The 13,007-nt window shown below is 72.0% G+C and carries 10 protein-coding genes and 1 pseudogene; 6 read left to right on the top strand and 5 right to left on the bottom strand.

Going from position 1 to position 13,007, the window contains the following annotated elements; all coding sequences use genetic code 11:
- Positions 1-33 precede the first annotated feature (33 nt).
- Entirely contained in the window at positions 34-1,290 is a 1,257-nt protein-coding gene (locus LAJ50_RS11050) for an MFS transporter (protein WP_224096300.1), read from the bottom strand.
- A gap of 98 nt (positions 1,291-1,388) precedes the next feature.
- Between LAJ50_RS11050 and LAJ50_RS11045 the strand changes: the two genes are divergently transcribed.
- Positions 1,389-2,336 (top strand): LysR substrate-binding domain-containing protein, encoded by a 948-nt coding sequence (locus LAJ50_RS11045; RefSeq protein ID WP_130552480.1) that lies wholly within the window; start codon positions 1,389-1,391, stop codon positions 2,334-2,336.
- Positions 2,337-2,514: 178 nt separating this feature from the next.
- Here LAJ50_RS11045 and LAJ50_RS11040 read toward each other — a convergent pair whose 3' ends face one another.
- A complete protein-coding gene (locus LAJ50_RS11040; RefSeq protein ID WP_138655463.1) occupies positions 2,515-2,952 on the bottom strand; it encodes an energy transducer TonB in 438 nt (145 codons plus the stop codon).
- Positions 2,949-3,296, bottom strand: a complete 348-nt coding sequence (locus LAJ50_RS11035) for a 4a-hydroxytetrahydrobiopterin dehydratase (RefSeq protein WP_138655465.1) — start codon at positions 3,294-3,296, stop codon at positions 2,949-2,951. The genes LAJ50_RS11040 and LAJ50_RS11035 overlap by 4 nt, the downstream gene beginning before the upstream one ends.
- 95 nt (positions 3,297-3,391) lie before the next feature.
- Here LAJ50_RS11035 and LAJ50_RS11030 point away from each other — a divergent pair, with 95 nt between their 5' ends.
- Both LAJ50_RS11030 and LAJ50_RS11025 read left to right on the top strand, forming a co-directional pair.
- Positions 3,392-3,985: an NfuA family Fe-S biogenesis protein gene (locus LAJ50_RS11030; protein WP_130518698.1), complete on the top strand. Its 594-nt coding sequence runs from the start codon at positions 3,392-3,394 to the stop codon at positions 3,983-3,985.
- Between the two features lie 627 nt (positions 3,986-4,612).
- Positions 4,613-5,785: a hypothetical protein gene (locus LAJ50_RS11025; protein WP_224096299.1), complete on the top strand. Its 1,173-nt coding sequence runs from the start codon at positions 4,613-4,615 to the stop codon at positions 5,783-5,785.
- A gap of 485 nt (positions 5,786-6,270) precedes the next feature.
- On the opposite strand, the gene LAJ50_RS11020 is transcribed toward LAJ50_RS11025, so the two are convergent.
- Both LAJ50_RS11020 and LAJ50_RS11015 read right to left on the bottom strand, forming a co-directional pair.
- Positions 6,271-6,723, bottom strand: coding sequence for a cytochrome c (locus LAJ50_RS11020; protein ID WP_130552476.1), 453 nt, complete (start codon positions 6,721-6,723; stop codon positions 6,271-6,273).
- Between the two features lie 7 nt (positions 6,724-6,730).
- Positions 6,731-7,117, bottom strand: coding sequence for a cytochrome c (locus LAJ50_RS11015; RefSeq protein WP_138650975.1), 387 nt, complete (start codon positions 7,115-7,117; stop codon positions 6,731-6,733).
- A 272-nt stretch (positions 7,118-7,389) separates the two neighbouring features.
- On the opposite strand from LAJ50_RS11015, the gene LAJ50_RS11010 reads away from it, so the two are divergent.
- The 3 genes and pseudogenes from LAJ50_RS11010 (at position 7,390) to LAJ50_RS11000 (ending at position 12,998) form a co-directional block, all read left to right on the top strand.
- Positions 7,390-8,535 (top strand): efflux RND transporter periplasmic adaptor subunit, encoded by a 1,146-nt coding sequence (locus LAJ50_RS11010; protein WP_138650976.1) that lies wholly within the window; start codon positions 7,390-7,392, stop codon positions 8,533-8,535.
- A 10-nt stretch (positions 8,536-8,545) separates the two neighbouring features.
- Positions 8,546-11,950: pseudogene (locus LAJ50_RS11005) on the top strand (efflux RND transporter permease subunit); the annotation flags it as partial.
- Positions 11,951-12,230: 280 nt separating this feature from the next.
- Positions 12,231-12,998 carry an aspartyl protease family protein gene (locus tag LAJ50_RS11000; RefSeq protein ID WP_205957703.1) on the top strand — a complete coding sequence of 256 codons (768 nt, stop codon included), beginning with the start codon at positions 12,231-12,233 and terminating at the stop codon, positions 12,996-12,998.
- The last annotated feature ends 9 nt before the right edge of the window (positions 12,999-13,007 follow it).

The raw sequence follows: 13,007 nt of genomic DNA, 5'->3' as shown, positions 1-13,007 counted from the left end.
AAGGGTGAGCCCCCAGACTGCCGCGCGTGCTGCTCAGGCCTCGTGGTGAAGTTCCGGCGTGGCGTTGACACGCGCGCAACGCACGTCGCGGTGCGCGCCGAGCCGGATCGCCAGTGCCAGCAGCGAGGTCAGTACCGCCAGGCCGAGCACGCCGGGCCAGCCCAGGTGCTGCAGCAGCACGCTGCCCAGCGCCGCGCCGCTGGCCATGCCGATGAACATGCCGGTGAAGAGCACCGCGTTGAGCCGGCTGCGCGCCCCGGGATCGATGCCGTAGACGATGGTCTGGTGGGAGACCAGCGTCGCCTGCACGCCCAGGTCGAAGCCGATCGTGCCGACCACCAGCATGGCCAGTTGGCCGTGCATCGGCAGCAGCGGCGCGGCCAGCATCAGCGCGAAGGAGGCCGCCGCCAGCCCGGCGCCGAGGCGGGTCACCAGGCCCGGGCCGCGGCGGTCGGCGATGCGGCCGGCGATGGGCGCCATCAGCGCGCCGGCCGCGCCGGCCAGGCCGAACGCGCCGGCCGCCGCGCTGCCCAGGTGGAAGGGCGCACCCTGCAGCATCACCACCAGCGTCGACCAGAACGCGCTGAAGCCGACCGCCAGCATCGCCTGCGCCCAGGTGGCGCGGCGCAGCGCCGGGTGTGAGCGCCACAGCGCCGCCAGGCTGGCCAGCAGCGCGCCATAGCCCACCGTGGTGGTCGGCTCGAAGCGCGGCACCCAGCGCGCCGAGGCCAGCCCGACCAGGACCATGCCCAGGGCGGCGATGAGGTAGACCGCGCGCCAGCCCCAGACTCCGGCGATCAGGCCGCTGCCCACGCGCGAAAGCAGGATGCCCAGCAGCAGGCCGGTCATGACCGTGCCGACGATGCGGCCGCGGTGTTCGATCCGCGCCAGCGTCGCGGCGGCGGGCACGAAATCCTGCGCCACCGTGGCCGTCAGGCCGATCGCCAGGCTCGCGCAGAGCAGGGTGACCATGCCCGGCGCCAGGCCGCCGACGGCCAGCGCCAGCGCCAGCAGCCCGCACTTGGCCAGGATCACCCGGCGGCGGTCGTAACGATCGCCCAGCGGCGCGCACAGCAGGATGCCCAGGGCATAGCCGAGCTGGTTGAGCGTGGGGACCAGCCCGGCGGCCTGCGCGCTGGCGTGCAGATCGCCGGCCAGCACGCCGAGCATGGGCTGGCTGTAGTAGAGCGAGGCCACGCTCATGCCGGCGCCGATGGCCAGCAGCAGGACCAGCCGGCGCGGCAGGCCGGTGTGGCCGGGGGCTTCATGCGGATACTGAATGGGAGTCATGGCGTCACGCGCCTGGCAAGGTGGGGTGCGCGTATTCTCCGGGCCGCTGCGCGCGCGTGGTAGCCTGCGCGCCGACACAATGCCTATGCGCCTGGCGTATGCAAGAGCCGCTGTCCACCGGAACCGACCGCCTCGAACTGATGCAGACCTTCGTCCGCATCGTCGAGGCCGGCAGCCTGTCGGCCGCCGCCGCGCAGCTCGGCGCCAGCCAGCCCACCGTCAGCCGACGGCTGCAGGCGCTCGAGCGCCTGCTCGGACTCAAGCTGCTGCGCCGCTCGACCCATGCCATGACCCTGACCGAGGACGGCGCGCGCTGCTACGCCAAGGCCCGCGACCTGCTGCAGGACTGGCAGGCGCTGGAAGACGACCTGCGCGGCGCCGGCCAGGCCCCGCAGGGCCTGCTGCGCGTGGTGGTACCGCATGCCTTCGGCCAAGGCCAGCTGATGGCACCGATGGCCGACTATCTCCGCCGCTATCCCCAGGTCTCGGTCGACTGGCTGCTGCACGAGCGCGATCCGGACTTCGTCGCCGACAACATCGACTGCGCCATCCACGTCGGCACCGTGATGGACCCCTCGGTGGTGGCGGTGCAGATCGCCGAGGTGCCGCGCATCGTCGTCGGCGCGCCGGCGTTGCTGGAAGGGCGGGAGGCACCCGACGCGATCGAGACCCTGCGCGCGCTGCCCTGGCTGGCGATCAACCTGTTCTACCGCGACGACATCAGCCTGACCCATCGCCATGACGGGCGGCAGTGCCATTTCCCGATCCGCCCGCGGCTGAGTACCGACAGCCTGCACGCGCTGCGGGCGGCGGCGCTGGAGGGGCTGGGTGCCTGCATCGCCTCGGCCTGGCTGGTGGCCGACGACGTCGCCGCCGGCCGCCTGCTGCACCTGGCCCCGGACTGGCGCGCCACGCCGTTGCCGGTGCATCTGGTCTATCCGCCGGCGCGGCACCAGCCGGCCAAGCTGCAGCGCTTCATCGAACTGATGCGCCTGGCCGGGGCCAACATGACCGGCGTCGAGCCGCTGCGCGGCCGCGGCGGCTGATCGCCGCCGACAAGCTTCAGTCGTCGTGCCCGCGAGTACGGGAATGACGGGCCTCGTCGATGGCTCCGCGCCGGCCGCGTCACGAATGCGCCGAACCCGCTCGCGCGTCCCGGCGCATTTCGCGCCGACGTTGCGCCAACCCCGATTCACCCGGAACGCGATGCCGGGCGCTCGCCACTCACTGCGCGGGAGTCTTGTTCTTCTCGTCCAGCGAGAAACAGGCGTCCGGGCGCACCTGCGGGGCGGGGAAGTTCACCGGCACGTTGAGCGTCTGCGCCACCGGCTGCCCGCCGCGCGTGGCCGGCTTGAAGGTCCACTGCTTGACCGCCGCCACCGCCGCATCGTCCAGCGCCGCATTGCCGCTGCCCTTGGCCACCACGACCTCGGTCGGCGTGCCGGCCGTGCCCACGGTGACCTTCAGCGTCGAAACGCCGCCATGGCCACTGCACGCGGCCTCCAGCGGGTACTGCGGCGGGGGGGTCTGCAGCGCGGTCAGCTCGGTGGCGGCCGGCGCGGCGGCCTCGGGGGCGGACTGTTCGCCGCAGGCAGCGGCCAGCACCGCGAAACAGGACAGCGCCAGCAGGCGCAGCGGGCGGGAAACGGTGTGGGTGTTCATGCGTCGAGTTCCAGTGCCTGCGCCTTGGCGGCGCAGATGAAGTCGTTCTCGCTCAGGCCGCCCACATCGTGGGTGGAGAAACGCACCACCACGCGGTCGTAGTGCACGCCCAGGTCCGGATGGTGATCCTCGGCGTGGGCGACGTAGGCCAGCGCGTTGACGAAGGCCAGCGTGCGGTAATAGTCGGGAAAGCGGAAGGTGCGCACTAGCGCCTTGCCCTGTTCGGCCAGTTCCCAGCCGGGCAGCTGCGGCAGCAGCTCGGCGATGCGCGCCTGGCTGAGGCGGTGCTCGCTGCCGCTGCGCGGCAGGCAGTGCGCGGCGGCCAGGGGGACGAGGTCGGACATCAAGGGCTCCTGCAGGTGGCGCGGGGAACGTAGCATTCCCGCGCGTGACCATTCCGTCCTGACCGGCGCGCGGGCAGGCCGCTAGAATACGCCGCATGATCCAGATCTCCGAGACCGCCCAGCACCATTTCCGCAAGCTGATCGAGCGCGAGGCCTCGCCAGGCCTGGGCGTGCGCCTCAGCGCGGTCGATCCGGGCACCCCGCGCGCCGATGCGCGGCTGGAGTTCGCCGAACCGCGCGAACTGGCCGGCGACGAATGGGCCGTGGACTGCGAAGGCTTCACCCTGTACGTGGACGCGGCCAGCGTGCCGTGGCTGGACGATGCCGAGATCGACTTCGTCACCCAGGGCGCCGGCAGCCAGCTGACGATCAAGGCCCCGCACATCAAGGGCAAGGCGCCGGCCGAGGGCGCCTCGCTGGTCGAGCGCGTGCGCTGGGTGGTCGAGCACGAGGTCAACCCGCAGCTGGCCTCGCACGGCGGCCGCGTGGCGGTGGAGGAAGTGACGGGCGAGGGCGTGGTGTTCCTGCGCTTCGGCGGCGGCTGCCACGGCTGCGGCATGGCCGATGTCACCCTGAAGCAGGGCATCGAGAAAACCCTGCTGACGCGGGTGCCGGGCGTGACCGCGGTGCGTGACGCCACCGACCACGACAGCGGCCAGGCGCCGTACATGCCGCGCGACGCGGCCTGATCCGTCCGCATCCGGTGACGACTGCCACCGAGATCATCGCCGCCCTCCTGCAGCGCAGGCCGGCCCCCATTCTGGAAAAGCGCACCGGCCTGCCGCACGGCTGGGGCATCTGGCTGCGCAACCGGCCGGCGCAGGCCGGACAGCTGAGTCGGGCGCCGGTCGAGGCGCTGGTGGCCGCGGCGGCCGCACGCCCGCGCATGGCGCCAGGGGTGCGGCCAATGAACCGCTGGCAGGCCGCGTGGTCGCTGCACTGGCAGCATGGCGAGGCGCCACCGCGCGAGGAGCGCTGGATCCGCTGGGTCGGGCGGCTGGGGAGCCTGCTGCTGCACCTGGCGTTCCTGGCGCTGCTGATCTTCGTCAGCCTGATGGCGCTGCCGCCGCCGCCGACCGAGGAAGACGGCAGCCGCGTGCAGCTGACCTTCATCGGGCGCGGCACGCCGGGCGAGGGCGGTGGCTCCGGGCCGCAGCCGCCCACACCCGCGCGCAGCAGCAGCCGCCGCGGCCGCGCCGCGTGGCGCGAGCCGGCCCGCGCGTGCGGCGGCGACGCCCGAGGCCGCTGCGCCGGCGCCCGCGCAGCCCGCGCCGGCGCAGGCGGCCCCGTCTCCCCCCACGCCCACGCCGCCGCAGGTGGCCGAGCAGCCGGCCACCCCGCCGCAACCCGAAACGCCGGCGCCGCCGACGCCGCCGGTCGAACAGCCGTTGCAGGTGACCGAGACGGCGCAGCCGACCCAGACCTTCGTCCTGCCGCCGCCCACGCCGCCGCAGGTGCAGTTGCCCGCGCCCCAGGTGCAGTGGCAGCCGCCGGCCGCGCGCGTGCGCGAGGTGGAAACGGTACAGACCCAGCAGCCGGTGGCCGTGCAGCACGTCGCCCCACGCGCGGTCGACCTGCCGGCGCCGGCCGCGCCGCCCACGCGGGTGCGCCAGCGCGAGATCCCCAATCCCGAGCCGGTGCCGCAGGTGCAGGCGCCCGCGCTGCAGGCCCTGCGCAGCCCCGAGGCCGCGCCGGTGCAGTTGCCGGCCTCGGCTCCGGCCCAGGCCCGCGTGCGCGAGATCCCGATGCCGGCGGCCCCCGCACCGGCCGCGCCTGCCCAGTCTGTCGCGGAGGCCGCATCCAGCGCGACCGATGCCGGCAGCCCGCAGGCCCAGCAGGGCCAGGCCGAGCGCGCCAGCCAGGCGGCGGCCGAAACCGGCCAGCAAGCGTCCACCACGGCGGCCAACAGCGGCGCGCCGCCGTCGCCGGTGCAGGGCGGCCAGACCGCCGGCAGCCAGGCCAGCAGCCCAGGCGCGGGCGCACGCGCCGCGGACGAGTGGGGCACGCCGGGTCCGAAGCGCGCCGACGACTGGGGCGCCTCGCGCAGCGCGCAGGCCGGCAATCAGGGCAGCGCGGGGCAGGGGTTGCAGGGGCTGTTCAACGCCGACGGCAGCGTCAAGGTGCCGGATGCGTCAGGCAGCGGGCGCTCTGACCGCCCCGGCGCGCCGGGCTCGCGGCAGCAGGCCAAGATCGATGCGAACAACGCCGGCACCTGGCTGGACCGTCCGGCGTTCGGCTACGAGCCGACCATGTTCGACAAGTACTGGATGCCCGGCGGCACCCTGCTGCAGGACTGGGTCCGCGCCGGCATCCAGGACCTGGAGATCCCGATCCCGGGCACGTCCAAGCGCATCAAGTGCGTGGTGTCGATCCTGCAGGCCGGGGGCGCCTGCGGCGTCTACGACCCCAACCTCAACGACCACCCGGCCACGGCGCGGCCGCCGCCGGACATCCCGGTCAAGCGCAATCCGATTCCGGTGGGGAGTTGAGGGACGGGAGCCTGAAGGCGCTCGCTCTCGCGAAAGATCTCGTCGCTCGAAGCTGCTGGCTCCCATGTTCTCGGGGGCAGCGATGGCGGCTGATGGCTGAGCGTTGATCGCACCGTTTGTCACGGAGCGGAGTTCCGGGCTCGAGGGCTTCGCCTGTGGAACTCAATAGCCAAGCGCTTCTGCCCCCTCCCTTTCGCCGCAGGCGAAAGGGAGGGCCGGGAAGGAATGCTGTTGCTTCTTGCTTTTCGCTTCCGATGAAGCGGACCGGCCCAAAGCCTGTGTCCCGCGAGGCGAGTCACAGGGGGTCGGTGCTTTGGCGCGAAAGCCACTGGATTCCCGCCTTCGCGGGAACGACGGTAGAAGGTTGGTCGGCGTTTAGACCAGAGGCCAAGCGATTCGAAAGCGGCTTACGCCGCGTCGTGACGGGGCTGACGGCAACCGTTCAGTGAGAAGCGGCTTAACCGGCTGGGCCGCCCTCGGAGCTCTCAATCCAACCCGTGCAAATCCCGCAGCTCACCCTTGCGCGAGGAGAAGTAGGCGGCCAGGTTGGCGATGTCCTGGTCGCTCAGGTCCTTGGCCTGCGGGGTCATCAGCGCGTGCTGGCGATCGCCGGCGCGGTAAGCCTGCAGGGCGTGGGCCAGGTAATCGGCGTACTGGCCGGCCAGGTGCGGATAGGTGGCCGCGATCGGCTTGTCGCCTTCGGCGCCATGGCAGTCGATGCAGCTCTGGCCGGTGGCCTTGCCCTTCTCCTGCGCCTTCTTCTCGCCGGCGGCGATGTTGCCCGGCGGCAGGCCGGCCGAGGAGGCGCTGCCGTGCTCGCCGCTGGCGTGGCCGGGATCGGATGCGGCGGTGTCGGTGGACTCGATCTTGGAACAGGCGCCCAGCGCCAGGGCGGCGGCCAGGGCGAAGGTCAGACGCGTAGCGAAGGCGGTGCGCATGGTCGGCTTACTTCAGGCTGGACAGGTAGGCGGCCAGGTCGGCGATGTCCTGGTCGGAGAAGCTCTGGGCCTGCGCCTGCATCGTCGGATGCTTGCGCTTGCCCGCCTTGTATTCGGTCAGGGCCTGGGCCAGGTACTCGGCCGACTGCCCGCCGATGCGCGGCACGTGATAGTTGGGGTAGGCGTTCTTGTAGCCGATGACGCCATGGCAGCCCTGGCAGGTGTAGGACAGCTGCTTGCCGGCGGCGGCGTTGCCGCGCGGGGCGGCGACGGCGGCGGGTGCGGGAGTCGGGGCAGCGGCCGGGGCCGGGGCGTCCTGGCGGGCCTGGCCCGTGCCGGCCACGCCGGCGTACAGCAGGGCAAAACAGGCGGCGAGCAACAACGATCGCGTCATGTCGTGTTCCGGGATTCGCGCGCGCCCCGTCCCATCCGCGGCGCTTGGCTTGCGGCGAGTATAGCCTGCCGTTCAGCGTCTCCGGCAAGCGCGCGACGGCGGAAAAAATGCCGCAGCGCAACAACTTACGCGCGATCGGCCAAGCGTCGGCCAGCCGGCGGCGGCGCGGTGGCGTAGGCGGTGGGAGACACAGGTCACCATGACCTTCGGCGCATGGCGAGCTGTTGTTTTGGTGGTGTAGTTGCCTACAACACCAACAGCGACGCATCGCCATGTCTAAGTCCGCCCACGCCCGTCCCGCCACCGTCCTGGGCGCCGCCGCCCTCGCGCTGGCGCTGATCACCGCCTTGCCCGGCTGCGGCAGCGCGCAGGGCGCCGATCCCAAGGCCGCCGACGCCAAGGCCGACAAGGGCAAGGACAAGGACAAGGAAAAAGCCGCCGACGCGGTGCCGGTGGAGGCGGTCAAGGCGACCCATCGCGCCGTGGCCGCCAGCTACGCCGGCACCACCACGCTGGAGCCGCGCGCCGAGTCGCAGGTCATCGCCAAGACCTCCGGCGTGGCCCTGGCGGTGCTGGTCGAGGAGGGCCAGGAGGTGCGGGCCGGCCAGCCGCTGGTGCGCCTGGACGCCGACCGCGCGCAGCTGAGCGTGGCCCAGACCGAGGCGCAGATGCGCAAGCTGGAGAACAACTATCAGCGCGCCCTCAAGCTGGTCGACCAGCAGATGATCAGCGCCAACGACGTCGACCAGCTGCGCTACGACCTGGAGAACATGCGCGCGCAGAACCGCCTGGCGCGGCTGGAGCTGTCCTACACCACGGTGGTGGCGCCGATCTCCGGCGTGGTCGCCTCGCGCTCGATCAAGCCGGGCAACTTCGTGCAGATCAACACGCCGATCATCCGCCTGGTCGATCGCTCGCGGCTGGAGGCCACGCTCAACGTGCCCGAGCGCGAACTGGCCACGCTGCGCGCCGGCCAGCCGGTGACCCTGCAGGCCGATGCGCTGCCCGGCAAGGCGTTCACCGGCAGGGTCGATCGCGTCGCCCCGGTGGTGGACGCCGGTAGCGGCACCTTCCGCGTGGTGTGCGCGTTCGAGGGGGGCACCCAGCTGCAGGCCGGCATGTTCGGCCGCCTGCGGATTGAGTACGACCACCGCGCCGACGCGCTGGTGATTCCGCGCGCGGCGCTGCTGGACGATGGCGATCCGGCGGTCTACCTGGTGCGGGCCGGCAAGGCGATGCGCACCGCAGTCGAACCGGGCTATGTCGATGGCGCCTGGGTCGAGATCCGCAAGGGGCTCAAGGTGGGCGATGCGGTGGTGACCGCCGGCAAGGTCGCCCTGCGCGACGGCAGCGCGGTGACGGTGATCGAGGCACCGCCGGCGCCGGCGACCCAGGTCGCCCTGGCCGGCAAGCGCTGAGGCCAGCACGATGCACACGGGGAATGGGGAGCACGCGCAGGATGACGCCGGCGCTGGCGGCGGCCTGGTCGCCCTGGCGGTCCGGCGTCGGGTGACGGTGGCGATGGTGACGGTGACGCTGCTGCTGTTCGGCGTCATCGCCCTGCACAGCCTGAAGGTCAACCTGCTGCCGGACCTGAGCTATCCGACGCTGACCGTGCGCACCGAATACACCGGTGCGGCGCCGGCCGAGATCGAGACGCTGCTGTCCGAGCCGGTCGAGGAAGCGGTGGGCGTGGTCAAGAACCTGCGCCGGCTGACCTCGGTCTCGCGCACCGGCCAGAGCGATGTGGTGCTGCAGTTCGCCTGGGGTACCAACATGGACCAGGCCGGGCTGGAAGTCCGCGACAAGCTGGAGGCGCTGCAGCTGCCGCTGGAAGCCAAGGCGCCGGTGCTGCTGCGCTTCGACCCCTCCACCGAACCGATCATGCGCCTGGCGCTGTCGGCCAAGGTGCCGGCCGACGATGCGCTGGCCGCGCAGCGGCAGCTGGTCGCGCTGCGCCGCTTCGCCGACGAGGATTTGAAGAAGAAGCTGGAGCCGGTCAGCGGCGTGGCCGCGGTCAAGGTCGGCGGCGGCCTGGAGGACGAGGTGCAGGTCGACATCGACCAGCAGAAGCTCGCCCAGCTGCACATGCCGCTGTCCACGGTGATCGACCGGCTGAAGGCCGAGAACGTCAACCTGTCCGGCGGCCGCCTGGAGCAGGGCACGCAGCGCTACCTGGTGCGCACGGTCAATCAGTTCGGCGACGTGGACGACATCGGCAACCTGCTGCTGACCCCGCGCAGCGGCGGCGACAATGCCGCAGCCAACGCCGCGGCGCAGATGGCGGCGATCGCCGCCTCCAGCGGCTCGGCCGAGGTGCTGGCGGCCGCCGCCTCGGTGCAGAGCGCGTCCTCGTCCAGCGGCACGACCGTCGCCGGCGGCATGCCGGTGCGCCTGCGCGACGTGGCCGTCGTGCGCCAGGGCTACAAGGAGCGCGAGGCGGTGATCCGCCTGGCCGGGCGTGAGGCGGTGGAGCTGGCGATCTACAAGGAGGGCGACGCCAACACCGTGGCCACCGCCAAGGCGCTGTCGCAGCGGCTGGAGCGCCTGCGCGCGCAGCTGCCGGCCGACGTCTCGCTGGACACGCTGGACGACCAGTCGCGCTTCATCGAGCACGCCATCGGCGAGGTCAAGCGCGACGCGGTGATCGGCGGCGTGCTGGCGATCCTGGTGATCTTCCTGTTCCTGCGTGACGGCTGGAGCACCTTCGTGATCGGCCTGTCGCTGCCGGTGTCGATCGTGGCCACGTTCTTCTTCATGGACCGGCTGGGGCTGAGCCTCAACGTGATGTCGCTGGGCGGCCTGGCGCTGGCCACCGGCCTGGTGGTGGACGACTCGATCGTGGTGCTGGAGAGCATCGCCAAGGCGCGCGAGCGGGGCTTAGGGATCGTGCAGGCGGCGATCGCTGGCACGCGCGAGGTGAGCATGGCGGTGGTCGCCTCGACGCTGACCACGATCGCGGTGTTCCTGCCGCTGGTGTTCGTCGACGGCATCGCAGGTCAGTTGTTCCGCGACCAGGCGCTGACCGTGGCGATCGCCATCGCGATCTCGCTGGTGGTGGCGATGACGCTGATCCCGATGCTGAGCTCGCTGCGCGGACGCGCCCCGCTGGGCTTCGCCGCCGAAGCGCCGCATCCGCGCTGGCAGCCGGACGCGCGCTGGCAGAAGCCATTCGCCCTGGGCGGGCGCGGCGTCGGCGCGGCGGTGCGCGGCGCGGTGTTCGGGCTGGCCTGGCTGGTGGTCAGGCTGTGGCGGGGCGCGGTGTTCCTGATCGCCCCGCTGATGCGCAGGCTGAGCACGCTGGCGATGAAGCCCTACGGTTGGCTGGAGCGCGGCTACCTGCGCGTGCTGCCGGCCGCACTGGCCCGCCCGTGGCGCGTGCTGGGCCTGGCCGCGCTGGCGCTGGCCGGCACCGCGGCGCTGGTGCCGACCCTGGGCACCGACCTGATTCCGCAGCTGGCGCAGGACCGTTTCGAGATGACGGTCAAGCTGCCGCCGGGCACGCCGCTGCGCGACACCGATGCGGTGCTGCGCACGCTGCAGGAACGGCACGTCAAGGATGCCGGCGTGGCCGCCATCTTCGGCGTCAGCGGCAGCGGCACGCGGCTGGACGCCAACCCGACCGAGAGCGGCGAGAACATCGGCAAGCTGACCGTGGTCATGGCCGATGGCGGCAATCCGCAGATCGAGGCGCGCGAGACCCAGGCGCTGCGTGCCTCGATGCAGGCCTGGCCCGGCGCGCAGGTCGATTTCGCGCGGCCGGCGTTGTTCAGCCTGTCCACGCCGCTGGAAGTGGAGCTGCGCGGCCAGGACCTGGCCACGCTGGAGGTCGCCGGCCAACGCCTGGCCCAGCTGCTGCGCGGCAATGCGCACTACACCGATGTGCGCTCGACGGTGGAGCAGGGCTTCCCCGAGATCCAGATCCGCTTCGACCAGGAGCGTGCCGGCGCGCTGGGTCTGACCACGCGCCAGGTGGCGGACGCGGTGGTGCAGAAGGTGCGCGGCGAGGTGGCCACGCGCTACAGCTTCCGCGATCGCAAGATCGACGTGCTGGTGCGCGCCCAGGCCTCGGACCGCGCCTCGGTCGAGGACGTGCGCCGGCTGATCGTCAACCCCTCCAGCAGCCGGCCGGTCACGCTCGACTCGGTGGCCGACGTGATCGCCACCACCGGCCCCAGCGAGATCCATCGCGCCGACCAGGGCCGCGTGGCGATCGTCTCGGCCGGCCTGAAGGACATCGACCTGGGCGGCGCGGTGCGCGAGGTGCGGGCGCTGGCCGCCGAGCACCCGCTGGGCGCCGGCGTGTCGATGCATATCGGTGGCCAGGGCGAGGAACTGGGCGATTCGGTGCGCTCGCTGCTGTTCGCCTTCGGGTTGGCGGTGTTCCTGGTGTATCTGGTGATGGCCTCGCAGTTCGAGTCGCTGCTGCATCCCTTCGTGATCCTGTTCACCATCCCGCTGGCGCTGGTGGGCGCGGTGCTGGCGCTGAAGCTGAGCGGCTCGCCGGTGTCGGTGGTGGTGTTCATCGGCCTGATCCTGCTGGTCGGCCTGGTGACCAAGAACGCGATCATCCTGATCGACTCGGTCAACCAGCTGCGCGCGGCCGGCATGGCCAAGCGGCGCGCGCTGGTGGAAGGCGCGCGCTCGCGCCTGCGGCCTATCGTGATGACCACGCTGTGCACGCTGCTGGGCTTCCTGCCGCTGGCGCTGGCCTCCGGCGAAGGCGCCGAGGTGCGCGCGCCGATGGCCATCACCGTGATCGGCGGCCTGCTGGTGTCCACGCTGCTGACCCTGCTGGTGATCCCGGTGGTCTACGACCTGCTGGATCGTCGCGGTGCCGTGCGCGCGGCGGAGGGCGCGCCAGCGGACGCCGCCACGGTGGCGTCCTGATCTCTTCCTCCCGGCGGGTCTTCACCACGCCTGATCCCGCCCCCTCATTGCTTGGAGCAACCCCATGTCCAAAGTGTCCCGATCGCCGCGCCATCGGCTCCGCTTCAGATGGCTTCCGCTGCTGGCCGGCGTGATGATGCTCGCTGGCGCGGGCTGGGCGAGCGCGGCCGCGGGGACAGGCGATCCCTGCCTGTCGCTCGCTACGGCCCCTCGCAGCGAGCTTTTGATCCATGTCCCGTTCGAGACTGTGGAGGGACGCATCTACGTCCGCGCCAGGGTCAACGGAGGAGGCGAGCATCGGTTCGCCGTCGATACCGGCGCCAGCGGGATGGCGCGGGCGGATGCGCGTCTGACCAGCGCGCTGAACCTGCCGCTCGCGGGGCACTCCGGAAATTCGGATGGCGTGCAGACCCAGGTGGCGCAGACCGTTCGCATCGACGCGCTCGAGCTCGATGGCCTGCGCCGCGAGGGCGTCGAGGCGATCACCCGCGACTACCGCGCCAAGCTGAGCGACGAGGCGGCCTTCGACGGCATCCTCGCGCGCGACTTCTTCGCCGATGGCCTGCTGGTCATCGACTATCCGGCGAAAACGCTGTCCTTCAGCCGCGCGTTGTCGCTATCGCATGACCAGCCCGGCGTGCTGGCCTACACGCGTGCCTTCCGCGTGCCGGTGCGGATCGGCGGGCGCGAACTGGAGGGCAATCTGGATACCGGCGCCAACGTGGCGCTGGTGCTCCCCAGGACGCTTTACGACCAGATCGAGGCCGGCCCGCTGGCCGAGGCCGGCGCGGGTCAGCTGAGCCATACCTCGATCGCGCTGGACAAGGCCATCGTCCACGGGCCGGTCCAGATCGGCGCGCTGGTCCTGCGCGATGTCGATGCGCGCGTGTCCGAACGCTTCCCCGAGCTGCTGGTCGGCGCACTGGCACTGAAGGACAGCGTGCTGATGATCGACCAGCGCTCGCGGAGCGTGGCGGTATGCAAGCCATGACGCCAGGCG

Origin of the sequence: Pseudoxanthomonas sp. X-1 (assembly GCF_020042665.1) — a bacterium.
Lineage (GTDB): Bacteria > Pseudomonadota > Gammaproteobacteria > Xanthomonadales > Xanthomonadaceae > Pseudoxanthomonas_A > Pseudoxanthomonas_A spadix_A.
Note: the sequence above shows the minus strand (reverse complement) of the source record. Positions and strands in the feature narration are given on the sequence as shown.

Coding starts and splice junctions, on each gene's coding strand:
- LAJ50_RS11050 (WP_224096300.1), bottom strand. CDS start 1,290: ATGACTCCCATTCAGTATCCGCATGAAGCCCCCGGCCACACCGGCCTG.
- LAJ50_RS11045 (WP_130552480.1), top strand. CDS start 1,389: ATGCAAGAGCCGCTGTCCACCGGAACCGACCGCCTCGAACTGATGCAG.
- LAJ50_RS11040 (WP_138655463.1), bottom strand. CDS start 2,952: ATGAACACCCACACCGTTTCCCGCCCGCTGCGCCTGCTGGCGCTGTCC.
- LAJ50_RS11035 (WP_138655465.1), bottom strand. CDS start 3,296: ATGTCCGACCTCGTCCCCCTGGCCGCCGCGCACTGCCTGCCGCGCAGC.
- LAJ50_RS11030 (WP_130518698.1), top strand. CDS start 3,392: ATGATCCAGATCTCCGAGACCGCCCAGCACCATTTCCGCAAGCTGATC.
- LAJ50_RS11020 (WP_130552476.1), bottom strand. CDS start 6,723: ATGCGCACCGCCTTCGCTACGCGTCTGACCTTCGCCCTGGCCGCCGCC.
- LAJ50_RS11015 (WP_138650975.1), bottom strand. CDS start 7,117: ATGACGCGATCGTTGTTGCTCGCCGCCTGTTTTGCCCTGCTGTACGCC.
- LAJ50_RS11010 (WP_138650976.1), top strand. CDS start 7,390: ATGTCTAAGTCCGCCCACGCCCGTCCCGCCACCGTCCTGGGCGCCGCC.